Genomic DNA, 20837 nt, shown 5'->3' on the forward strand with positions numbered 1-20837 from the left:
GATAGTCGCGGCTAACGCCACTCAGCGACGGCGTGTCTGCCCGCCGACTCCGGGAAGTCGTCCGCGACCATCGCGGCGAGTTCCACGAACGCCTTGCGCGTCTCGGGACGCAGCAGATCCAGATCCACGACGGAGCCCTCGGCGAGATGCTCGTCGAACGGCACCACCTTCACCGCACGGCACCGGAGCAGGAAATGGTTGGTCAGTTCCGTCATGTCGATCATGCTCGAGCCGGGCCGGGCGGCACTGATCACGACGACGGTGCGGGACACGAGGTGCCCGTAACCGTGGTGCTGAAGCCAGTCCAGTGTGGCGGCGGCACTGCGGGCGCCGTCGATCGCGGGCGAACTCACCAGCACCAGGGAATTGGCGAGTTGCAGAACGCCGTTCATCGCCGAATGCATGATCCCGGTGCCGCAGTCGGTGAGGATGATGTTGTAGTACACCTGCAGGATGTCGATGGCCCGCCGGTAGTCGTCCTCGCTGAACGCCTCGGAGATCGCCGGGTCCTGCTCGCTCGCGAGCACCTCGAGGCGGCTCGGCGCCTGCGACGTGTGAGCCCGCACGTCCGAATAGCGCCGGATGTCCGCCTCGGCCGCGATGAGGTCGCGGACGGTCGAATGTGTCTGCACCGGCACCCGTTGCGCGAGCGTCCCGAAGTCGGGGTTGGCGTCGACGGCGATCACGCAGTCGCCGCGCAGCGACGCGAACGTCGATCCGAGCCCGATCGTGGTCGTCGTCTTCCCGACGCCGCCCTTCAAGGACAGGAACGCAATTCGATAGTCCCCCTGGATCGGCTGCCGGATCCGGTCGAGGAGTGCGGCGTCACGAGCCTCCCCGGCCGACTCACCCAGGTTCACCGTTCCCCCGGTGAGCCGGTGCAGCCCGCGCCGCCATCCCCGGCTCGGCGCCTTGCGCGCTCGCTCGAGGAGCGCATCCGCAACCAGATCCTGATTGGTCACCTGATGCTGACTCGGCGCAGGAGCGGGGTCGTCCCAGGACGGCTGCCCCCACGGATCCGCCGTGGCATCGCCCACCGCGGTGCCGCCACCGTCGTTCAGCCAGGACGGTTGCGATCGAGTCAAGTCTTCGCGGTCCACTGTTCCCCCGGGATAGTGCAGAAACAACTGCAGATTCGTGGGGCGACGCTACCAAACCGGGTCAGGCCCGGGGGCGCGCCTGATCGTGCACCGCACGCAGCCTCGCCACGGACACGTGCGTGTAGACCTGGGTGGCGGCGAGGCCGGCGTGCCCGAGCAGTTCTGCACCGGGCGCAGGTCGGCGCCGCCCTCGAGGAGGTGCGTCGCCGCCGTGTGACGCAGCCGGCCGCAGTGCCCGATGGACCTTCGCGGCGCCCAGCCGGGCGCGCCGGGATCGGTGGCGATGCGCCGGGTCCGCAGCAGCCAGACTGTGAAGTTGCGCACCGACGGCATCCGCCGGGCGAGTGAGGTCCCGGCGATGCCGGCCGTCGACCGGCGCGCCGGCCACGACCACAGCACCTGGATGTCGAGCTCTCCGAGGTGTGCGTCCGGTGCCGTCGACAACCAGTGCAGCAGCAGCGACTTGGCGTCCGCGGCGTACGCCTTCACGGTGTGCGGCGATCGGCCGCGTTCGAGCCCGACATACCGGGTGCACGCCTCGAGTACCAGCTCCAACGGTGCCGGCAGATCGCTGCTGAGAGAGGCAGCAGTCGACTCGGGCGGGACATGAATCAAGCAGCCGCGCCACTAGAGTTCCTTTGTGCAGCGAACGATCTCCATCCCGATGTTGTGTGTTCTGGCGTTACTGTCCGCGATCGCTCCACTCGCCACCGACATGTATCTCCCCGGGCTCCCCCTGATGACGGAGAGCCTGAACACGTCGGCGCCGAGCGTGCAGCTGACGTTGACCACATTCATGGCCGGGCTCGGGATCGGGCAGCTCGTGGTCGGTCCGTTGTCGGACGGCCTCGGTCGCCGTCGCCTGCTGATCGGCGCCACCGTCGTGACGACCCTCGCCGCGATGGCCTGCGCTCTCGCCCCGACCGTCGAAACCCTCATCGCCGCACGACTTTTCCAGGGACTGAGCGGCGGCGCGGCGATCGTGCTCGCCCGCGCCTGCATCGCCGACCGGGCCCGCGGCGACAGCGCCGCCCGGCTCTTCAGCATCATGATGATCATCGGCGGCGTCGCACCGGTGGTCGCGCCGCTGCTGGGTGGGGCCCTGCTCGGGCCGGTCGGCTGGCGAGGGATCTTCTGGGTCCTCACCGCAGCCGGGGTAGCGATGTTCGCGGGGGTGCTGATCCTCGTCCCGGAGACGCTTCCCGAGGAACACCGGCACGGCGGCGGGCTCACGGCACTCGTGCGGAACCTGCACTACGTCGTCGGCAACCGCGTGTACCTGGGTTACGCGTTCACGTTCATGTTCGGATTCGTCGCGCTGTTCTCGTACATCTCCGCGTCCCCGTTCGTCGTGCAGAACGTCCTCGGCCTCAGTCCGGGGCAGTTCTCGATGGTGTTCGCGGTGAACGCGGCGGGCATGGTGAGCGCAGCGATCGTGAACACACGGCTCGTCGGCACGTTCCATGCGCGGCAGTTGCTCGGCTTCGGGGTCACGCTGCTCCTGGTGGCGGGCGCCGTGCTGCTGCTCGCCGCGGCAACGATCGATTCGCCGCCCTGGTGGGCGATCCTGATCCCGCTGTTCGTCTCGGTGTCGAGCATCGGTTTCGTGATGGGCAACGCGACGGCGCTGGCTCAGGGCGAGGTGACCAAGGCGTCCGGCACCGGGTCCGCACTCCTCGGGGCAGGTCAGTTCGGGCTCGCCGCGGTGGTCTCGCCGCTGGTCGGGATCGCCGGACCCGACAGTGCCGTGCCGATGGCCGTCGCGATCCCGTCGGCGGGCGCCGTGGCCATGCTGTCGCTGCTGGTGCTGACCCGGCGGACGCGCACGTCGTAGCGCGTCCGCCGTGTCAGCGTGTCAGCGGGAGGCACCCTCGCTCGCTGCGAGCTCGGACTTCCACACCCGGAAGCCTTCCTCGGTGCGACCGCGGCGCCAGTATCCGGAGATCGACGCGGAACGAGCGGGGACGCCCCGCTCGTTGCGCACGTAGGAGCGGAGGTTGTGCATCACGGCCTGCGCCTCACCGTGAATGAACACGTGCGCGTTTCCGGGCAGCCATTCGGCGTCGCGGACCGCGGCGACGAGGGGGGCGTTGTCTCCCGACGCCTCGTCCCCGATCCGGTCCGCCGTGTCGCCGCGGTGGATCCACGTGACGTCGACACCCGCGGGCGCGTCGAAGGCGATCTCGTCGTCCGGGCCTGCGACCTCGATGATCACCCTCCCCACCGCCGACGCGTCGAGGTTCTCGACGGACGCCGAGATGGCAGGAATCGCGGTCTCGTCGCCCGCGAACAGGTACCAGTCGGCCGCCGGGTCCGGCGCGAATGCCCCTCCGGGGCCGCGCAGCGTCAGGACGTCACCGGCCGCCGCGGACGCAGCCCACGGTCCGGCGACGCCGGCGTCGCCGTGGACTACGAAGTCGATCGCGATCTCCCGCGCCGCCGGGTCCACGGACCGGATCGTGTAGGTGCGCAGGACCGGCGCTTCGGGGCTTCCGAATTCGAGTTTCGCGTACGCGTCGGTGAAGGCGTTGGGAACGAAGCTGTCGAATCCCGGGTCCCCGAGGACTACCCGCACCATGTGCGGGGTCAGCCATTCGGTCCGGAGCACGGTCAGTGTTGCGGTCGGCTTTGCCACAGGCATCTCTCCAATGAACTCAAGTTGGTTAGTGTTACCTAACTACGGTACAGGAGAGGCTGCCGGCCGCGGCCGGAGTCGTTTACGAGCCGGAAGCGAACAACAAGCTCAACACGTGCGCGACGAAGTTCCGCCACAAATCCTCGGCTGACCCCATATCTCACTCCTGACGTGACGCTGACCCACCTGTGGGTATCGCATGCGATGTGCGAGGTGCGTTCCTGAGACGTTTCTACTCCACCTCGTCGCCGATCGGACGGTTCGACTCACCCTGTGCGCAGGCCGGAGCGCGACGAAGAATCGAACCGCGCCGCTTCGGCCCTTGCCTATATTGGCGACAGCCGATACAAAGGGGGTGTGCACGCGTTCGACGTACTCGGCGACCCCGTTCGGCGGCGGATCATGGAGCTCCTGTCCGAGGGCGAACTCTCGGCCGGTCAGGTGACCGACGTCGCAGCCGCCGAGTTCGGGATCTCACAGCCGACGGTGTCCGGACACCTGCGGGTGCTTCGGGAGAACGGGTTCGCCACCGTCCGGCGCGAAGGCACCAGACGTCTCTACGCGGTCGAGCCTGCACCGCTGCAGGAAGTGGATCGATGGCTCGACGGGTTCCGCCGGTTCTGGAGCCAGCCGCTCGACGCCCTGGCCACCGAACTCGCCCGCGGGAGTCGTCACGATCCCCGGCCGAGCCGAGCCGCACACCCCGGATCATCGACAGAAGGAGACCGACAGTGAACGAGATCGCCGGTCAGGACACCAGCCTGACGACAGTGCAGCGGAGCATGGGCAACCGGGACATCGCCGAGGGTGCAGCGCGAACGGCGGTGCTCAGGCGACGCTACGACGCGCCGATCGACGACGTCTGGAATGCCATCACGACCCCGGACCGCGTCGACCGCTTCTTCCTCCCGCTCAGCGGCGATCTGCGCGCGGGCGGTTCCTTCGCCCTGCAGGGACAGGCCAGTGGAGAGATCCTGGCCTGCGACGCCCCGCATCTGCTGCGGCTGCAGTGGACTCCGCCCGGCGACCGTGGTTACAGCGACCAGGTCGAGGTCCGGCTGACCGCAGACGGTCCGGACGCGACGTGGTTGGAGTTGGAACATGCCTCCGTCGCCGACGTCTTCCGCAACGACCCGGACACGGGCTGCTATGGCGTCGGAACGGGCTGGGAAGGTCCCCTGCACTATCTCGGCGAGTACCTGCGCGGCGTCCTGCCGGACCGCCCGAGCACCGAGTGGTACACCTTCGACGAAGCCGAGGAACTGCGCCTCGCCAATTACCGCGGCACGGAATGGGCGAAAGTCGAGGCACAGCACGCGCGGAGCACCGGCCACGCCTGAGGACGTATTCAGATCGCCTGCCCCCGGGCCCGCCCCGTCTCACCGCTGCCGCGACCATCCGGTGTCGTCGGAGCCGACGAAGCCCTCCATCTCCAGCAGCGGGAGCACGGCGCGGACCTGCTCCACCGCGACCCCGGACAGTTCGGACAGTTCCCGGACCCCGCGCGGTCCGACGGCCGGCAACGCCTCGTACACCAGCAGGGCGTCGCCCGACAGCGCGTCGAGATCGCGGACCACCTCGGGGCCGTCCCGCAGCCCGATCGGCCCGGCCTCCTCCACCACGTCACCGGCGTTCGCGACCAACCTCGCCTCACCCTCCCGAATCATCCGATTGCACCCGGTCGACGACGCCGACGTCACCGGACCGGGCACCGCCATCACGGACGCCCCAGTTTGCGCGCCCAGCTCACGGTGTTCCGGGCGCCGCTGCGCCAGCCGGCCTCCACCACGACCACCCCGTCGGACAGGCTCGCCACCAACCGGTTCCGCGCCAGGAACCGATGTTTCGCCGGAGTCGTCCCCGGCGCGTACTCGCTGATCACCGCACCGTTCTGCGCGATCTGCCGCAACAAGCGCGCATGCCCCGCCGGGTACGCGCGATCCACACCACACGCCAGCACCGCCACCGTCAGGCCCCCCACACCCAGCGCCGCACGATGCGCGGCGCCGTCGACCCCGAACGCTGCGCCCGACACAATCGTCCACCCGTCGACGGCGAGATCACCCGCAATCTCCGCTGTCACGTGCTCGCCGTACCCACTCGCCGCCCGTGTCCCCACGATCGAGATCGCCCGATCGGTGAGTTCGGCCACCGGGCGCGAACCGAGCACCCACAGCGCGAGCGGCGGACCGTCGTCCCGCGACCGCGACAGATTCCCGAAACCGAGGAGCCGCCACTGAGGCCACTCGTCGTCGTCCGGCGTCACGATCCGGCCACCCATTCCCGCCACCAGTTCGAGATCGTCCGCCGCCGTGTCCACGTGGGCACGGGCCACCGTCCGCTCCCCCAGCATGTCCGACAGATCCCGCTCCCGCACGGCCCGCGCAGCCTCCTCCGGCCCCACCTCCTCCACGAGACGAGACAGCGCCGGACACGGCCCCTGCACCACCTTCGACAGATACGCCCACGCCAACCGGCGCGGATCGTGAACTCCACTCGGATCGGTTGCGCCACTTCGAATTTCCACCGTCATTGAAAGCTCCGATCACGAAATCCCAACGCGGTGACCACCTGCTCCGGGCCCGGCATACCCAGCCCGGCCAGATCGCTCACCGTCCACGCCACTCGTAGTGCACGATCGGCCCCCCGGGCCGTGATCAGCCCCTTGCGCAGTGCTCGCTCCACCGGCGCCAGCGCCGGGCGCGCCAACCGGAACTTCTGCCGCAGGGCCGGGCCCGGCACCTCCGCGTTGGTGCGCCACCCGTAGTCGCTCCACCGCTCGCCGGCTGCGGCGCGCGCCTCGGCCACCCGCTGCCGGACGTCCTCGGTGCTCTCGCCGACGTCGTCGATGAACGCTCCGGTCGCGACGGCCTGCATTCGCACCCGCAGGTCGACGCGGTCCATCAGAGGCCCCGACAACTTTCCGAGATAGCGTCGCCGGGCGGTCGGCGCGCACACGCAGTCCGCCTCCCGCGGCGGCGCGCACGGGCACGGATTGGCCGCGAGGATCAGCTGGAAACGCGCCGGGTAGCGGGCGACCCCATCCCGTCGCGCGATCCGCACCTCCCCGTCCTCGAGTGGGGTCCGCAGAGCCTCGAGCACCTTGGTTCCGATCTCGGCGCACTCGTCGAGGAACAGCACTCCGCGGTGGGCGCGACTGACCGCACCGGGTTTCGCGACACCGCTGCCGCCGCCGACGAGTGCACTCACCGACGCGGTGTGGTGTGGTGCGATGAACGGCGGCATGTCGATGAGGGGGCGCTCGGGCGGCAGAAGCCCCGCCACCGAGTGGATTGCCGTCACCTCGAGCGATTCACTCTCGGTGAGCGGCGGCAGAACTCCCGGAAGACGTTGCGCGAGCATCGTCTTCCCGACGCCGGGTGGGCCGGTGAGCATGAGGTGGTGCGCTCCGGCCGCCGCGACCTCGATGGCCCAGCGCGCCTCCGTCTGACCCACCACCTCGCTCAGATCGGCACGCACCGGTTGCGCGACCCACTGCGTCGGCTCTGGGTACTCGAGCTCACGCTCCTCTCGCAGCCACGCGATCGCCGCCCTCAGATCGTGCGCGCCGAGCACTTCGACACCGCCGACCAGCCCCGCCTCGGGCAGGGACTGCACCGGGACCACCACCGTCGCCCATCCCGCGTTCTTCGCTGCCAGCACCGCGGGCAGGATCCCGCGCACCGACCGGAGCCGCCCGTCCAGCGCCAGTTCGCCGAGCAGAACGGTCTCGCGCAGCCGCTGCCGCTTCACCTGCTTGGCCGCATCGAGCACGGCGGCGACGAGCGCGAGGTCGTAGTGCAGCCTAAGACAGTTATAAAGACGGCCCCGGTTCGGGCTTCCCTCCCGATACCAGGGCCTAGAGGCCAACAACGGAAGCGACCGCCATGACCCCTGAGCGCAGGATACCCATACCCACTGACACAAGGCTCGAGCTACTGCTCGCCTTCGTCGGAATCATTGCCCTGATCGGCCTCTACGCCGCCACTCTCGGTGTCCTGCGGCTCGCCGTTGCTCTCGGCTGGTACGTCTCATGAGCGGCAACCTCAGTCTCAACGACGCCGCTAACCGGCTTGGTGTCACTCCAGCCGAGGTGATGGACGCAGCCGGTCTGACTCTCGGCGAACTTGAGCATTTTGCGGAACTGGACGGATTCGACGCGTACCAGTACCGGCAGGTTCCCGTCCTCACTGATCACGACATGAACGCAATCACGGCAAGGCTCACCCGACCGTGACCTGTTGAGCCGGGCCGGTCTCGTACCGGCCCGCGCTTTGCAGGCCACGGTCCGTGACCCCTGCACGTCGCTCCTGTCGTCTCAGACGTAAACCGAGACAGCCCGGTGTTGTTCATCCCCGAACCGGCGGGGCGCTCTCACATCGATGTCAGGCCTGGCCTTGTGAGGGTCCGGTACAAGCTCGCACCTCCCCGAGGGCGGGCTATTCGTGCTGGCCTGACGCGATGCGGGGATGCGGTTCGTGGGAAATTTCCGGGGTGGGGTTCAAGCTTCTGCCGCCGCCAGGCGTCCGTTTGGAAATCTGTAGACCTTCACATCACACAACAGGAGATGGCATGTTCGTCGGCACCACCGTTCACAACCTGATCGAGGTCACTACCAGCATGATCGAGGACGTGCCGCTGGTCACCGTGTCGTTCGGGGCAGGTGTAGCCGAGCTGTTCGACCTGACGCCCGACGCGGCGCGGAGCCTGGCGTCGGCATTGCTGGAGGCATCGGCACCGGGTTAGAGACGCAGCAGACAGGGAGAAGCCCCCTCCGCCCAGTATCGGACGGAGGGGGCTTTGCGTGTCACTACTTCGAGCGCACGACACGAACGGTGCGCGTAACACGCACGGTCCGGGTAACGCGAACAGGAACCGAAACCGTCTTGCGCGTAACGCGAACGACTCGAGTTGCCATGTTGCACCCCTCCCTGTGACAGGAGAACGTGGCCGATCTGCTCGCGGGAGGTTCACTTACCCGGCTGAGCGTGTTACCTTTCCCGTGCATCGCCCAATGCATAGGAATGGCCCCGGTGACCGACCCCCGGTCCTTCCGGGGCTTTTCCGTTTCTCGATGTTGATCTTGTCATGCCGAACCGACAGAAATCACTTGGCGTTGTAGCCGGAATTCGGGGAACCCAGCCCAAATTCGGACATATCGGGCGAAATTGGGGGCATTCGACGGTTAGGCTCCACCGGAGCGAGCGTAGGTGGAGCCTAACGGCAAGCAAGCAGAAAAGCCCGCAACGACACGTGATGATACTCACATTTTTCGTTCGGGGTTTCGGCGGAAATGTCGGTGCCTAGCGGGATTTCGCCTTGTCGCTCCAGTCGATCCGTCCAAAGTCGGCGTGATCCTCCCAATGCTTTGCGATGAGGTGCAGCACGCGACCGCGATCGGCCCCGCCTTCGTCGTTGTTCGCGATGTGGCGGTACGAACCGAACTGGCTGTGTCGACCAAACGCATCGCTTCGAGCCGCTACCAACTCGTCATCGAGGCGCGCGTTGATGAAGACCTCAGGCGTGATTGTCATGCGGGTCACACTATTCGAGGTCACGGCCAGTAAGGCATCCGGCCGGGGATCATGCGTCGAGCCTCGAACGGTGACAATCCCACATCATCCGCCCAGCGGACTATTGCGCGCGCCCAGTTTTGACGCGCCGACAGCATCACGTCCCCCATCAGCTCCGCGCGGCCGGGGTGGGTACTGCCCATTCCATCGATGCGAATCAGCAGCTCGGGGTCCGCCCAGACGCGGATGTTTGGACCCTGCGCCAGCTCATCGGGCACGTCATCGCTGGCAGTCGGGGCTTTTGTCGCTTGCTTGGGGGATTTCGGGATCACTGGGCATCACGCACCACAGCGAGAGCGGCCGGATTTGTGGCGTAGGTGCCGCGAGCACCACCCCGACGCTGCGGGCGACTCACCGGCTGTTCCGGTGCCACATCAGGAATACGCAGGGAGGCGATCAGTTTGGTGAGTAGCTGGGCCTGGAGCCGAAACTCGACCATCAGCGGGTTGGCGACCGGCTGCACCTTGCCCTGGACCACGAGAGCCTGCCCGTTCATCTCTGCCTGAATCTCGTCCAAGCGGTCAGCGGCTCGACAAGCTTGCTTCAAAACGAGCTTTTCGGGCACATTCAGGGAGAATTTTGAGTCGATTTCCCCCCACAACTCGCGCCCCGATGAGCCGAATCGTTCAGGATACTTGCTGGTAGAAGCCATATCGACCTTCTTTCGGGTTGGCTCTATGGGGACATTCAGGGTCACGCACCGCGATCCAGTGAGTGCTGCGCAACGGACGTGACAAGGGGAGGGAGGTCCCCGCCCCACCCCCTCGGCAATGCGCTGACCAGCATCGTTGCGTCCGGTTGGCCGCAAATCGCTCGTGTTGATGGACGTTCGCGGGGGTTCGCGACCTGGGACGATGCGCCATCAGAATGCTACCCACAGGAAACTTATGAGATATGTTGCGGCTCAGTGGTTCACGGCTCTACGTTGTGGTTGTCGGTCGAGGGCACCGGCATTCACGCTCGGACCACGGAGGCTGCAATGGGGTTCTTTGAGGACATGTCGGCTGGTGCTCGTCGTCGGGAGAACGCGCGCCAGGAGAAGCGGATGCGCAGGTCCGGTGAGCGGGTCATCGCGGAGAACAGGGCGAAGGCGGAGGAATGCTTGGCAATCGCCGAGGACGCGCTCAGCAACAACGACAGCCGGACAGCCCAAAAGTTCGCCCAGGAGGGCAGTACGGCGGCGTACGTGGCCGCGCACTTCCAGATGGACATGCTGATGGGCAAATGGTGATCTGATGGGATTCCTGGGAGACCTGGCGCGGGGGCATGACAGACGCGAGGACAAGCGGTTCAGAAAGATGCGGGAGCGGTCGGCTCACGAGGAGATCGACCGCGCGGAACGGAAAGCCGCCGAGTACAAGGAGCTGATGGAGGACGCCAAGCGGAACGGCGCGCAGGAGCTGTACGAGAAGTTCAAGCGGGAGATGGAGGACGCGCAGATCCTGGCCGACGACATCTGGATCATGCAGCTGGAAGGCCGCTTCTAGTCGCTGCACCGATGACGATGCCCCGAGCCGGGGAGAGGTAAGTACCCGGCTCGGGGCATCGTCTTGCCGTGGTCCATCCAACCACTAACACAGAACCACCATCCGATGTGGTGTGCGAAGTTGCCAGGGCGCTGCTCTTCACGCATCCCGCCCTGGCATCGGACAGCGGTCCAAGTTTCTATTTCGTTGTACGCGCCCGCCGTCGCGGCTTCTCGCTGGTCGCGTCAGGCTGCGTCACCGCGTCAGGCTGCGTCACCGCGTCAGGCTGCGTCACCCAACCGTTGCGCATCCACCTGTCGACACTCCCGGGATGAATCCTCACGACCTCACCACCACCGACCTGGCGCTGACGTTCCTGGTCGAAGATCAGAAATCCCGCTGAGACGGTCACAGCTACAGCCTCATCGGCTGGCACTGCCCTTGCCCTGCTGATCACGGTGTGACCTGGATCTTGACGACAGCTTCCGCGTGGGGGAATCCGATCCCGACCCGCATCACGCTGCGGATTGCGGTGGAATCCTTCGAGAAGTAGGCGGACGCGTCCGAGACGACTTCCACGTTCTTCCGGAGTCCGATCACAGTGCGCTGGAACGGAATTGCCCAGATTGTGTTTGCAGCGACAGCCGAGCTGACGAGCAGGGGCACGCCCGCGATGACCCACTTCAGCGGAGAATGCGGATCAGGCTGCAACAGGTTCTCGTTTGAATAGTCGGTCGGCGTAGAACTGCGCTTGACGAGTGCCAACTCGAGCGCGGTCGCCGGATTGGTCACGAACGCGGCGACAGTTGCGCCGACATCTTGAGCCTTCGAAATGGCAGTGTGGAAGGCGTCCAAATCGAGCAGCACGTCGCCCGCGTCCACCGACTGCACACCGGAGAGCGCACCGAGACCGCTCGGACCGTTAGTGACCGTGGTCCCAAAGAACGCTGCGTCTAGCTTCTTCGCCGCGTCCCGTGCGAGACCTTCGCCGACGAGCTGCGACGCTTCGGGGCTGGAATCGGCGATGAGTTCGTTCGATACGACCGTGAGACCCTTCAGCGCGTAGAACGGCACCGCGACCTCATCAAGGTCCTGGTCGCTGACCGCAATCTCCGCACCTTCGGCGGTCCAGGCGGCAGACGGGTCTGCGGCGACGATGGGAAGCCGGAGGGACGACGCCGAGGTGTGAATCACCTTCGCTACCTGGGCGGCGACGGACTGGGCCAGCGTCGGAATTACGAGCAGTTCATCGACGGCTTCGGGCTTGAGAATGGCACCTGAATTGGTGGTGGAAAGAGCCATGGGAATACTCCGAATTTGCTGTTGCGTGATTGACGACGCAACGGCTCCTGGCTCTTTGCGTTTCCCACCTGGGGATTGTGTCGGTGAAGGTTGGGGCCACCCGGGCGCGCGCAATACCTTCTAAGAACATTCTCCCGCACTCTGCGGAAAGTTCCAGATGATTAACCCATCCCGGGGTGGCTCCCGCAAATGTTGTGTTAAATCCAGCGTCCCAAGTGCTCTGGATCACCTTTTAGTGTGGTAATTATCGAGCACAGCCAAGCCCATATTCTTCTATCAGCCGATAGGTTTCCGCTGGTTGCGGCCAAGAACATTGAAACCTGCCGCTCACCTGGAGGTTACCAAGCCTGTGATGGCGTCAGTTGAATGATCTTGCACTCCTTGAAAAAGCGCCCATGCTTGAAGCAAGACAGATCGGACACCGCACGGGAGATGCATTGAACCTCGCACGAATGGCCACCATTCAAGACCTGGCCGAGAGACAGAACGTCACGGAGCGCACCTGCTACTACTGGGTGACTCACGGAAAAGTCACGGCTTACAAAATTGGTGGTCGAATCTACGTCGACCTCGATTCCGTCGACAAGTTCCTTGAGCCGAAGCTGATTACTGGCGGCGACCGTGACTGACGGCCACTATGGGCCGACCGATAATTATGGATCGGCACGCGTCATTGCTGAGCACACCGGAATTCGACGCACGGAGCTGATTCGCCTCTTCATTGCGGGGAAAATCAAGGGCTACCAGGGCGGCTGTGACTACTGGCTCGACGTGCTCAGCCTGCGCGAATACCAGCTCTCGCAGCGGGAGACCACGAACCGATCGTGACGACGCCGAAAAAACAAGACTTCTCAGAGGCAATCGCGCGAGAGTTGGCTAAGGCACCACCACTCAGCGATGAGCAACGGAACCACATCACGGCACTGCTGAGGGCCGGGAAGCGAAGCGTTCCGGAGCTTGCTGCCGCGTGACCCTGCACGACCAGATCATCCAGCTTGCTATGCGAAGACCCCGCGTCCTCGAGAACTACGTCGCAACCCAGTTCGGGGTGGGACACCACTTGGCCCGCCGCACACTTCGGGAGCTGGAGCAGACGGGCCACCTCATCGGGACACGGCGGCGCGGATACAGCTTTGGCTACTTATCCGCCATTCTCGACCGAATCGAGCAGGTCGGGTCCGCCTCGGGGCGTGACCTGGCTGAGCACTTCGGAATCCTTCCCCACGTCATCGCCCCGGCCCTGACTGCGCTGGTCGATGCTGGTCAGATCAGCGAAGGCCCGGACGGGTATCGGATCAGCCCGAAACTGTGAGGCTGCACAAACCGCGGCTTTGGCCGGCGGTCTAGCGACCTGCGGAAACGCGGATGATTCGACATCTTCGTTGTGCGGTCCCACAAACGGCTGTAGCTCCACCTCATACTACTGACGCACCTGACTAGGACACCAAAGAAATGACTTCCACTCCACGCCAACGTGATTCGAGGGATATCGCCGACAGGCCTCTGGGCTTGGGTTCCATCCCGAAATGCCCGGTTTGTGGCGGGCGCGCCCCGGTGCTGAGCAACTTCACCCTGGGCCAGCACAGCCCACTCCCCGACGATGGGTCGGCATACGCGGATGAGGCCGTGGACATCGGAGGACGACTGGGGGCGTATTGCCCCGGCGTGAATCCCGAGTTCGTGTTCACGCGCGTTCTTGGCGGGTCGGGGCTTGATGTGAGGCGGACCGACCGACTGGGCCGATACCGGGACTCCTGGAACACCGACCCCGCCAACGTCCGCCGTCGCCGCCACTACGCGCTACTTCAGCAGCGGGCCGGAGTCTTCACATGCCCTAACCTGCCGAAGCCAGCGAAACGGAACATCAGAGGCCAGGAGATCTGGTTGATGCGAGTCCTCGGCACCGGAGTCTTCTTGACCGCTCGTGAGCTGGGCGAACTGTCCGGGCTTACGGCTTCCACGATGCGCCTGCGGCTCCGGACGCTGCGAACTCGCGGCTTCATCGAATCTGACTGGCGCGGACATGCCGCGCTCGTCATTAGCTGACCACAAAGAAATGCCCGCCGAGTCGCAATCTCAGCGGGCATCCAACTACGAAAGTGTTCCCTACGAACATGTCTCATACTACCGGAGATACCGGCACCCGAAAAGATGGTGCAGAATACAAGTTCTCGATGATCCCGCACAGTGTTACCGATCACGGCCTGTCTCCGACCGCCCTGGCGCTGTACGTCGTTCTGATGCGCTACGCCGACAACGACACGAAAAAGTCATTCCCGTCCCGCCAGACTCTCGCCGCGAAGCTCGGGATGAAGAAGGCGGACAGCATCGACAGGTACGTAGTCGAACTGTGCAAAAACGGACTGCTGTCCGTCCAGGCCAGATGGCGTAACGCCGAATCGAGCCGGTTCTCATTCGAGAAGAACGCACTGTGCAAGTTTCAGACGAGCAGCGAGTACACGATCAGGACCGAGCCGAAAAGCCCCGGTCGTCCCGCTACCCGTTCTGGCGGGGGCCACGGGCCTTCAGAAACGGGCACTAACTATAACCACATTAACGAGACTAGAGATCAAACATGCGGTGCATCGGCTTCGCCGAAGACCACGACCGCGACCTCCGAATCGACTCCTTCCCGTCAAACCTCCGCCTACCTGCCCGGTGACTGGTGCCCGAAGCCGAGACATCATCGAAGGGCAGAAGAGCTGGGTGTCGACATTGACATCGCCGAACAGAAGTTCCGGGATCAGATGCACGAGGACAAGCGGAGCAACTGGGATAGCACGTTCATGCGATACCTCGAGGTAGGAGCCGATGGCCGGGAGAACGAAGAGTTCCCGTCAGGAATCTGCGAAGACGACAGCTATCCGAACGGAATCCACCCGACCGCGATCACGGACTACTTCGACTGCGACGAATACGACTTTCCCGACGAGTCTGACGACGACCACCAGCACGACGCCGAACCGCTAGACGCCGAGACTGTCGAACCGGTATCCGACGACCTGTTCGCTGGTGTCGCTCCGATCCCCTGCCTCTCTCCCGCCTCCGTAGCCCTTCCTTTTCCCGTCTGACGAGAGGGAAGAGCACCGGGCTGCGCCCGGCAAAGAACCCCAAACCCCCTCATTCCGCGCGTCCCCCTTTCCCCATTGCGGGATTCCGGGGGTCCGTGCGGGGGCTAACACGACCGAACACGCAATCCATGTCCTGACTGTCCCGGCGCGGGATTCCAGGCCTCAGAATCTAGTTACAGGAGTTTTCCAGAATGACTGAACCCATCGAACCGAGCGAATCCCTGGCGGCACGCGCCGAAGAGCTGGCCCGGGAGTCCACCCTGACCGCCCGACTCGAGGTGCTCGCGTTGCTCGAGGCGCATGTCGAGGGCCGCAACAGCGACTTCGACTCCCTCATCCTCGCGCCGAACGTCTCCGATGCCGAGCTGTTCTGTGAAGCGCTGGCTTTGCTCGCTGCCGTTCTTCTGAATACGGGCACGTACGGGGCTGTTCTCGACAACACGCGTTCACAGACGCTCGCCGAACTTGGGAGGGCGTGACATGGCCGACACGACCACGATCCCCGGCGTGAGTGGATGGGCTGGACCGCTCGACCAACGCGGCTGGCTCACCTTCAAACGGTTACCAAAGGGGCTTCAAGACGCTTGGGACAGCCGAATCTACGCAGACTTCGTAGCCAGAGACCAGGTGCGGGATGCAACGGAAACCGAGATTGCCCTTCTGCGGCATCTCCGCGTCATTGTCCCGATGGACTATCCGGAATCCGATCCGCGCTACAGCCCGACGCTGCTGACGAAAGTCACTTACGTCACTGCGACTCTCCGCAACCTGAGCTGGCCCGCACTCGCAGGCCAGACTCCGACCGATCCCAAAGCATAGAAACTGCGAGCAGACATGACTACATCGACCACGACCGCCGATTCCAACCCCGCCAGCACGGGCCAGGACGGCTCAGAACCGAACGCCGACACTCCGGCAACCCCCAACGCCTCCGAAGCCTCAGAATCCCCCGCCGAGCGCTCTGACGATTTGGCCGGCAAGAACGGCAACGCCGAAGCTGCCCGCTACCGTCGCCAGCTCCGCGACACCGAAGCCGAACGGGATGCACTCACGGCCAAGGTCGAGGCGTACCAGCGCGCGGAAGTGGAGCGGCTGGCTGGGGAGCTGGCGATGCCGGGAGATCTGTTCACCCTGGGAGGCCTCACGGTTTCCGATCTGCTGGACGAGAACGGTGAAGTCGACCCGGAAACAGTAGCGGCCGAGGTTGCCGAACTCCTCGAGTCTCGGCCTGGCCTGTCGGCTAATGCGCGCATCCCAGCAGGACCCATGTACCGGAACTTCGGACAGGGTGCCACCACGAACAACGGCAGAGGCGGCGGTGCGAGCCATTCATGGCACGACGCGCTACGCAGATAGCCTGCAGAACAGGACAACCCCCGACGTGCGATTCGTCGGGGGTTGTGTCGCATTTGGGGCGCGTCACATCTTCCAGTCGATCTGAACGAACTCAGGATCGAAGTAGGCCCCTCCAGGCCTTCGGCCACGTGGCGCAGGGAGAAGCGTCACGGTCATTAGGGCGTCAACAATCTTCGCGCGCACATCGATCGATGACTCCTCCCACACGGTTCGCAGGTCGTCACCCGCCAGCACCATATTCGCCAGCACGGAGGACTTGCGAGCTTCAATCAGCTCGCGCTCCACCTCTTCCAGTTGCCCGCGCAGGGACGCGTTACCACGATCAAACTGCGAGCGGATGATCGTTCCGTCTGCAAACATCCCCGCCAACTCGGCGAGCCGAGCATCTAGGCCGTTGCGCTTCACCTGCAATTCGGTGGCATCGATGACATCGCCACCGGCCAAGATTGCGGCATCGGGTTGGCTGAGCCGAGCGAGTACAAGCTCAGAAATATAGCCGTCGAGCGGTTCGGCGACACGGCCCATATGTGCCCCTCCTGAACACCTGTAGGTCTTCCGTCGCGCGCCCTTGCCCCCGGTCTGTGTCGCGGTCTGCATTCTCTGCCCGCACCTTCCGCACACGTAGATGTTAGTGCCGAGAAATCGCCGCTCATTCGTGATCCACAGGCTACGAGCCGAGTCAGAAACATAAGCGACCAGTGCGTTGAAGTCGTCTGGATCAACGATCGGCTCCCAGTTCCCTGATCCGATCACCTTGCCTTCATGCAGAACCAACGCAGCGTTCCGATGCCGCGTCAGTACCCGCCGAACGGATCGGGAATCCCAACGCTTGCCCTCGGTCGGCGTTTCATCGGCCGCACGCTTCTTCACTGTCGCTGTGCGCAGCCCCGCTTCATTCCATTCCCGCGCGATCTGACGAATAGACACCCCCGCCAGGACGCGACGGGTTGCGTCCCGAATCGCCGCAGCTTCGGCAGGCCGATGCGTGACGCCGTCAGGCTCGAAGCCGAAAGAGCGCCGACCGCCGCGATACTTGCCGTCAAGAGCAGCCTGATACTTTGCCCGCTTCTGTCGCTCGATCGAGTGCTCGACCTCATGTCGTGCGGCAGCCCCAAGCATGCGCGCAACCATCTTTCCCGATGCGGTCGACAGGTTCATATCGCCAGCGGTAACCGTGCGAATCTCGATGCTGTGCTTGTCGCACACATCGATGAATGACTCCAGCTCAACGGGTGAACGGTGCAGTCTGTCCGCGTGCCAGGCCACGAGCCCTTGCGCCTTTCCCGACTTCAGCGCGTTCATCATCGCCTCATAGCCTGGTCGATTTCGGCCCGAGTACGCCGAGATATCGTTGTCGCTGAAAACTTCGATTATCTGCCAACCGAGTCGATCCGCTAGCGCGCGGCAATCGTCAAGTTGGCGATCTACGCCAAGGCCAGCGCCCTCCCTATCGCGAGAGATTCGGCAGTAGATCACGCAGTAGATCACGGCTTCCAGCATGTTTAGAAGTGTATCGCTTGACAGATCGCCAGATCGTAGACCGACCCGACCTTCGGCAGGGTCGCCGGCGACAACGCGAGAATCACCTTCGAATCCGGCCACTCCTCACCCGAATTCGCGACCGCGGCCCTGATCCGGTCGCGCGCCTCCGACAGCGCGGTGTCGGGCAGCCCGACCAGATGCACTGCGGGAAGCCCACGGCCGATGTCGGCCTCGATCTCGACGAGCTGACCGTCCACCCCGGTCACCGCCACCGAATGCGCGCGCCCCAGTGCCATCAGAATGCGTCCCGGACGTGCTCGATCCGGGGTTGCGGACCGTGCCCGATCATTATCGCGACGACGTCGAACCGCACCCGCGACCAGTGCCGGTTCGACTCCCGCAACCATTCCACCGCCAGCAGACGGATGCGTGTCTGCTTGGAGAACGTCACCGCCTCGGCGGGAGTGCCGTATCCCAGACCGCGCCGTGTCTTCACCTCGACGAAGACGAGCCAGTCCCCCTCCGCCGCAATGAGATCGACCTCACCGTACCGGGATCGCCAATTGCGCTCGACGATCTCCATGCCCGCCTCGGTGAGGTACCGGGCGGCCAGATCCTCCCCATGTGCACCCAGCGCGAGATTGTGCGCCACAGCAGCCTCCACCCCGTCCCGCGGCGGCCCACCGATGCGAACCGCGCCTCTCGCACCACCGTGGCCGACCCGGATTCCGGAAGAAGTGCTCGAACTGGGCGAATACTTTGGGCTGTGGATGGATCACACGTTGTGGACAACTCGGCATCCGCGACGGCCGTGCGCGAGGAAACACCAGGCCAGGGCTGTCAAGGCGGCAACCGAACGGTCAGCCGACGGCCGGCATCCAGCGGCGTGCGAGACCGGCCACCCACTCGGCGGCCTCACCCGGATCCTCGGGTGGTGATTCGACCAGGACGAGTTCGTCGACTCCCGCACCGGCCAGGGCGCCGACGTCGGACGGGTCCACTTCGCGCAGGGCAACGGCCAGGCGCACGCCGGCGGGATCGCGCCCCGCGCCGCGGCACAGTGCGTGGATCGTGCGGATCCGTTCGGCGACGGCGTCGACGCCGTCCAGGTTGAAGCCGTACCAGCCGTCGCCCCACGCCGCGACCCGACGGAGAGCGGCATCGGTGTTGCCGCCGAGCACGACCGGAATCCGGCGCTCCCGGACGGGTTTCGGGTTGACCCGAATCGAGTCGAACTGGACGAACTCGCCGTCGAACGTCGCGACGTCGTCACTCCACAGGGTGCGCATCGCCGCGACGTATTCGGCGGCGCGCTCGCCGCGGCGTTCGAACGGAACGCCGAGTGCAGCGAATTCTTCCCTGGACCAGCCAATGCCGACGCCGAGCGTCAGCCTGCCACCGCTCATCAGATCCAGCGTCGCCGCCTGCTTGGCCATGAGCACGGGATTGTGTTCGGGCAGCAGCACTATCCCGGTGGCGACGCCGATCGTCCGGGTGGCTGCCGCGGCGAAGCTCAGCCCGATCATCGGGTCGAGCCAGTCCGCGACAGCGGGGACGGCGATCTTTCCGTCGTCCGCGTACGGGTACCGCGACGCCGACCGGTCCACCATCACGACGTGTTCGCCGGCCCACAGCGTGGCGAATCCGCTGTTCTCGGCGGCTACCGCGACCGCGTCGATCACGGCGCGGCGAGCGCCGGTGCCGATTCCGAGGGCGTGCAACCCGAGGCGCATCGGCCGATCGTCTCACAGTTGCCCGGCCGACGTGCCCGGTTCCGGGACGCACCTATCCGCGCACGTCGAGACTCCTGGCGTAGTGCTCCTTGAACACCTCGAGGTGCGTCCAGGTCTCCAGCGCCACCACCCCGTCGATCGTCCGGATGTGCTCGGCGAGGGAGTAGAGATCGCCCGACGAATCGGCGGCGACGGTGCCGATCAGGTCGAATCTGCCGAGCGATCGCGCCAGGAATTCGATCCCCGGCAGGGCCTCGATCTGCGCGCACGCTTCCCGGTCCCGCGATCCGAGGTTCACACCGATGCCCATGGCGAGGGTCCGCCCGCCGCCGCGGCGCTTCACGACGGCACCGACGCGCAGTGCGGTGCTGTCGATCAGATGGTTGACCCGATTCCGCGCCGCGCTGGGTGAGAGACCGGTCCGCTCGGCCAGTTCCAGAAACGGCATCCGGCCGTTCCGCTCCAGCAACTCGATGAGCGCGACGTCCTTCGAGTCCAGTCGCACGTCGGCCCGTAATGCGCTCTTGGGCATGAAAATTCCCTTGATGACATCGGCGTAGAACAGCGTGTTGACGGTGCGGACACCGGGCACCGCACGGATCGCGGCGATGGCGTCGTAGAGGTCCTGCCGACCGGCGACTCGCAATTCGGTGATGATGTTGTGCTGCCCGCTGACAGCGGAAATGTAGACGGCGGCCTCCGCCGCGCAGAGCGTCTCCGCCACCGGACCCACCGGACCCGAGACGGCAACGGACACGTGTGCCATCGCCCGCAGGCCCAGCAACTCGGGATGGGCGACGGCGACGACGCTGACCGTGCCCGAGTCGAGCAACGCCTGGACGCGCGTGGACACGGCGGCACGCGGCGCGCCGACGGTCGCGGCGAGTTCCCGGTAGGTCGCTCGACCGTTCGCCTGTAACGCCGCGATCAGCTTGGAATCCAGTTCGACACTCATGATGCCCCGAAGTTTCTCGATTTCTTTCTGCACCGATGACAGATGAGAAGAATCGCATGGATCGTCGAATTCCGCGAATCGGTGCGAATCTGCTCAGATTCTCGAACACATTCGCCGTAGACCGCACGCTCTGAAACTTTCATGCATTGCGCGTCCTCTGGTCA

26 protein-coding genes and 4 pseudogenes are annotated in these 20837 nt (G+C 65.2%); 16 read left to right on the forward strand and 14 right to left on the reverse strand.

What is annotated here, in order from left to right:
* Positions 1-11: 11 nt before the first annotated feature.
* Entirely contained in the window at positions 12-1037 is a 1026-nt protein-coding gene (locus P3H15_RS22760) for a MinD/ParA family protein (RefSeq protein WP_276139361.1), read from the reverse strand.
* 124 nt (positions 1038-1161) lie between these two features.
* Positions 1162-1655, reverse strand: a pseudogene (locus P3H15_RS22765) (tyrosine-type recombinase/integrase).
* 109 nt (positions 1656-1764) lie between these two features.
* Here P3H15_RS22765 and P3H15_RS22770 point away from each other — a divergent pair.
* The gene (locus tag P3H15_RS22770; protein ID WP_276139362.1) at positions 1765-2934 is read left to right on the forward strand and encodes a multidrug effflux MFS transporter; all 1170 of its coding nucleotides are present in this window, start codon (positions 1765-1767) and stop codon (positions 2932-2934) included.
* A gap of 21 nt (positions 2935-2955) precedes the next feature.
* Here the strand turns inward: P3H15_RS22770 and P3H15_RS22775 are convergent, their stop codons facing one another.
* Positions 2956-3735: a siderophore-interacting protein gene (locus P3H15_RS22775; protein WP_276139306.1), complete on the reverse strand. Its 780-nt coding sequence runs from the start codon at positions 3733-3735 to the stop codon at positions 2956-2958.
* Between the two features lie 357 nt (positions 3736-4092).
* On the opposite strand from P3H15_RS22775, the gene P3H15_RS22780 reads away from it, so the two are divergent.
* Entirely contained in the window at positions 4093-4470 is a 378-nt protein-coding gene (locus tag P3H15_RS22780; protein WP_276139307.1) for a helix-turn-helix transcriptional regulator, read from the forward strand.
* Entirely contained in the window at positions 4467-5075 is a 609-nt protein-coding gene (locus P3H15_RS22785; protein ID WP_276139308.1) for an SRPBCC domain-containing protein, read from the forward strand. Before P3H15_RS22780 ends, P3H15_RS22785 begins: the two co-directional genes overlap by 4 nt.
* A gap of 39 nt (positions 5076-5114) precedes the next feature.
* Here the strand turns inward: P3H15_RS22785 and dprA are convergent.
* Positions 5115-6268, reverse strand: a pseudogene (gene dprA, locus P3H15_RS22790) (DNA-processing protein DprA).
* Positions 6265-7533 (reverse strand): annotated as a pseudogene (locus P3H15_RS22795) (YifB family Mg chelatase-like AAA ATPase); the annotation flags it as partial. The pseudogenes P3H15_RS22795 and dprA, both read right to left, overlap by 4 nt.
* Positions 7534-7622: 89 nt before the next feature.
* Here P3H15_RS22795 and P3H15_RS22800 point away from each other — a divergent pair.
* From P3H15_RS22800 to P3H15_RS22810, 3 genes are all read left to right on the forward strand, one after another.
* The gene (locus P3H15_RS22800; RefSeq protein WP_276139309.1) at positions 7623-7772 is read left to right on the forward strand and encodes a hypothetical protein; all 150 of its coding nucleotides are present in this window, start codon (positions 7623-7625) and stop codon (positions 7770-7772) included.
* Entirely contained in the window at positions 7769-7972 is a 204-nt protein-coding gene (locus P3H15_RS22805; protein WP_276139310.1) for a hypothetical protein, read from the forward strand. The genes P3H15_RS22800 and P3H15_RS22805 overlap by 4 nt, the downstream gene beginning before the upstream one ends.
* Positions 7973-8307: 335 nt before the next feature.
* On the forward strand, positions 8308-8481 hold the full coding sequence (locus tag P3H15_RS22810) for a hypothetical protein (RefSeq protein ID WP_276139311.1): 174 nt from the start codon (positions 8308-8310) through the stop codon (positions 8479-8481).
* Between the two features lie 557 nt (positions 8482-9038).
* On the opposite strand, the gene P3H15_RS22815 is transcribed toward P3H15_RS22810, so the two are convergent.
* From P3H15_RS22815 to P3H15_RS22825, 3 genes are read right to left on the reverse strand one after another with little or no spacing between them, the layout of a single operon-like run.
* Positions 9039-9269 carry a hypothetical protein gene (locus P3H15_RS22815; protein WP_276139312.1) on the reverse strand — a complete coding sequence of 77 codons (231 nt, stop codon included), beginning with the start codon at positions 9267-9269 and terminating at the stop codon, positions 9039-9041.
* A gap of 20 nt (positions 9270-9289) precedes the next feature.
* Entirely contained in the window at positions 9290-9580 is a 291-nt protein-coding gene (locus P3H15_RS22820; RefSeq protein ID WP_276139313.1) for a hypothetical protein, read from the reverse strand.
* Positions 9577-9960, reverse strand: coding sequence for a hypothetical protein (locus P3H15_RS22825; RefSeq protein ID WP_276139314.1), 384 nt, complete (start codon positions 9958-9960; stop codon positions 9577-9579). The genes P3H15_RS22820 and P3H15_RS22825 overlap by 4 nt, the downstream gene beginning before the upstream one ends.
* 327 nt (positions 9961-10287) lie before the next feature.
* On the opposite strand from P3H15_RS22825, the gene P3H15_RS22830 reads away from it, so the two are divergent.
* Positions 10288-10539: a hypothetical protein gene (locus P3H15_RS22830; protein ID WP_276139315.1), complete on the forward strand. Its 252-nt coding sequence runs from the start codon at positions 10288-10290 to the stop codon at positions 10537-10539.
* Positions 10540-10543: 4 nt separating this feature from the next.
* Positions 10544-10795: a hypothetical protein gene (locus tag P3H15_RS22835; RefSeq protein WP_276139316.1), complete on the forward strand. Its 252-nt coding sequence runs from the start codon at positions 10544-10546 to the stop codon at positions 10793-10795.
* A 432-nt stretch (positions 10796-11227) separates the two neighbouring features.
* Here P3H15_RS22835 and P3H15_RS22840 read toward each other — a convergent pair whose 3' ends face one another.
* Positions 11228-12190 (reverse strand): phage major capsid protein, encoded by a 963-nt coding sequence (locus P3H15_RS22840; protein WP_276139317.1) that lies wholly within the window; start codon positions 12188-12190, stop codon positions 11228-11230.
* Between the two features lie 248 nt (positions 12191-12438).
* Here P3H15_RS22840 and P3H15_RS22845 point away from each other — a divergent pair, with 248 nt between their 5' ends.
* From P3H15_RS22845 to P3H15_RS22880, 8 genes are all read left to right on the forward strand, one after another.
* Entirely contained in the window at positions 12439-12705 is a 267-nt protein-coding gene (locus tag P3H15_RS22845) for a helix-turn-helix domain-containing protein (RefSeq protein WP_276139318.1), read from the forward strand.
* Positions 12698-12904, forward strand: a complete 207-nt coding sequence (locus tag P3H15_RS22850) for a hypothetical protein (RefSeq protein WP_276139319.1) — start codon at positions 12698-12700, stop codon at positions 12902-12904. The genes P3H15_RS22845 and P3H15_RS22850 overlap by 8 nt, the downstream gene beginning before the upstream one ends.
* Positions 12905-13043: 139 nt before the next feature.
* Positions 13044-13388 carry a hypothetical protein gene (locus tag P3H15_RS22855; protein ID WP_276139320.1) on the forward strand — a complete coding sequence of 115 codons (345 nt, stop codon included), beginning with the start codon at positions 13044-13046 and terminating at the stop codon, positions 13386-13388.
* Positions 13389-13630: 242 nt separating this feature from the next.
* The gene (locus P3H15_RS22860) at positions 13631-14122 is read left to right on the forward strand and encodes a hypothetical protein (protein ID WP_276139321.1); all 492 of its coding nucleotides are present in this window, start codon (positions 13631-13633) and stop codon (positions 14120-14122) included.
* A gap of 128 nt (positions 14123-14250) precedes the next feature.
* Positions 14251-15147, forward strand: a complete 897-nt coding sequence (locus P3H15_RS22865) for a helix-turn-helix domain-containing protein (protein ID WP_276139322.1) — start codon at positions 14251-14253, stop codon at positions 15145-15147.
* Between the two features lie 191 nt (positions 15148-15338).
* The gene (locus P3H15_RS22870; protein ID WP_276139323.1) at positions 15339-15626 is read left to right on the forward strand and encodes a hypothetical protein; all 288 of its coding nucleotides are present in this window, start codon (positions 15339-15341) and stop codon (positions 15624-15626) included.
* A 1-nt stretch (position 15627) separates the two neighbouring features.
* Entirely contained in the window at positions 15628-15966 is a 339-nt protein-coding gene (locus tag P3H15_RS22875) for a hypothetical protein (protein ID WP_276139325.1), read from the forward strand.
* A gap of 15 nt (positions 15967-15981) precedes the next feature.
* Positions 15982-16503 (forward strand): hypothetical protein, encoded by a 522-nt coding sequence (locus tag P3H15_RS22880; RefSeq protein WP_276139326.1) that lies wholly within the window; start codon positions 15982-15984, stop codon positions 16501-16503.
* 63 nt (positions 16504-16566) lie between these two features.
* Here P3H15_RS22880 and P3H15_RS22885 read toward each other — a convergent pair whose 3' ends face one another.
* The 5 genes and pseudogenes from P3H15_RS22885 to P3H15_RS22905 form a co-directional block, all read right to left on the reverse strand.
* On the reverse strand, positions 16567-18003 hold the full coding sequence (locus tag P3H15_RS22885; RefSeq protein ID WP_276139327.1) for a recombinase family protein: 1437 nt from the start codon (positions 18001-18003) through the stop codon (positions 16567-16569).
* 23 nt (positions 18004-18026) lie between these two features.
* Positions 18027-18281: pseudogene (locus P3H15_RS22890) on the reverse strand (magnesium chelatase domain-containing protein); the annotation flags it as partial.
* On the reverse strand, positions 18281-18637 hold the full coding sequence (locus P3H15_RS22895) for a YraN family protein (RefSeq protein WP_276139328.1): 357 nt from the start codon (positions 18635-18637) through the stop codon (positions 18281-18283). The gene P3H15_RS22895 and the pseudogene P3H15_RS22890, both read right to left, overlap by 1 nt.
* A 208-nt stretch (positions 18638-18845) precedes the next feature.
* Positions 18846-19718 (reverse strand): LLM class F420-dependent oxidoreductase, encoded by an 873-nt coding sequence (locus P3H15_RS22900; protein WP_276139329.1) that lies wholly within the window; start codon positions 19716-19718, stop codon positions 18846-18848.
* A 52-nt stretch (positions 19719-19770) separates the two neighbouring features.
* Positions 19771-20673, reverse strand: a complete 903-nt coding sequence (locus P3H15_RS22905; protein ID WP_276139330.1) for an Lrp/AsnC family transcriptional regulator — start codon at positions 20671-20673, stop codon at positions 19771-19773.
* Positions 20674-20837: the final 164 nt, after the last annotated feature.

The sequence above is a fragment of the Rhodococcus sp. T2V genome, assembly GCF_029269925.1.
Classification (GTDB): domain Bacteria; phylum Actinomycetota; class Actinomycetes; order Mycobacteriales; family Mycobacteriaceae; genus Rhodococcus_F; species Rhodococcus_F koreensis.

Bases quoted from the DNA above. Each gene is read 5' to 3' on its own strand.
- P3H15_RS22865 (WP_276139322.1), top strand. From the start codon at position 14,251: ATGATCCCGCACAGTGTTACCGATCACGGCCTGTCTCCGACCGCCCTG.
- P3H15_RS22880 (WP_276139326.1), top strand. From the start codon at position 15,982: ATGACTACATCGACCACGACCGCCGATTCCAACCCCGCCAGCACGGGC.
- P3H15_RS22825 (WP_276139314.1), bottom strand. From the start codon at position 9,960: ATGGCTTCTACCAGCAAGTATCCTGAACGATTCGGCTCATCGGGGCGC.
- P3H15_RS22815 (WP_276139312.1), bottom strand. From the start codon at position 9,269: ATGACAATCACGCCTGAGGTCTTCATCAACGCGCGCCTCGATGACGAG.
- P3H15_RS22870 (WP_276139323.1), top strand. From the start codon at position 15,339: ATGACTGAACCCATCGAACCGAGCGAATCCCTGGCGGCACGCGCCGAA.
- P3H15_RS22875 (WP_276139325.1), top strand. From the start codon at position 15,628: ATGGCCGACACGACCACGATCCCCGGCGTGAGTGGATGGGCTGGACCG.
- P3H15_RS22900 (WP_276139329.1), bottom strand. From the start codon at position 19,718: ATGCGCCTCGGGTTGCACGCCCTCGGAATCGGCACCGGCGCTCGCCGC.
- P3H15_RS22805 (WP_276139310.1), top strand. From the start codon at position 7,769: ATGAGCGGCAACCTCAGTCTCAACGACGCCGCTAACCGGCTTGGTGTC.
- P3H15_RS22835 (WP_276139316.1), top strand. From the start codon at position 10,544: ATGGGATTCCTGGGAGACCTGGCGCGGGGGCATGACAGACGCGAGGAC.
- P3H15_RS22830 (WP_276139315.1), top strand. From the start codon at position 10,288: ATGGGGTTCTTTGAGGACATGTCGGCTGGTGCTCGTCGTCGGGAGAAC.
- P3H15_RS22810 (WP_276139311.1), top strand. From the start codon at position 8,308: ATGTTCGTCGGCACCACCGTTCACAACCTGATCGAGGTCACTACCAGC.
- P3H15_RS22885 (WP_276139327.1), bottom strand. From the start codon at position 18,003: ATGCTGGAAGCCGTGATCTACTGCGTGATCTACTGCCGAATCTCTCGC.
- P3H15_RS22800 (WP_276139309.1), top strand. From the start codon at position 7,623: ATGACCCCTGAGCGCAGGATACCCATACCCACTGACACAAGGCTCGAG.
- P3H15_RS22905 (WP_276139330.1), bottom strand. From the start codon at position 20,673: ATGAGTGTCGAACTGGATTCCAAGCTGATCGCGGCGTTACAGGCGAAC.
- P3H15_RS22770 (WP_276139362.1), top strand. From the start codon at position 1,765: ATGTTGTGTGTTCTGGCGTTACTGTCCGCGATCGCTCCACTCGCCACC.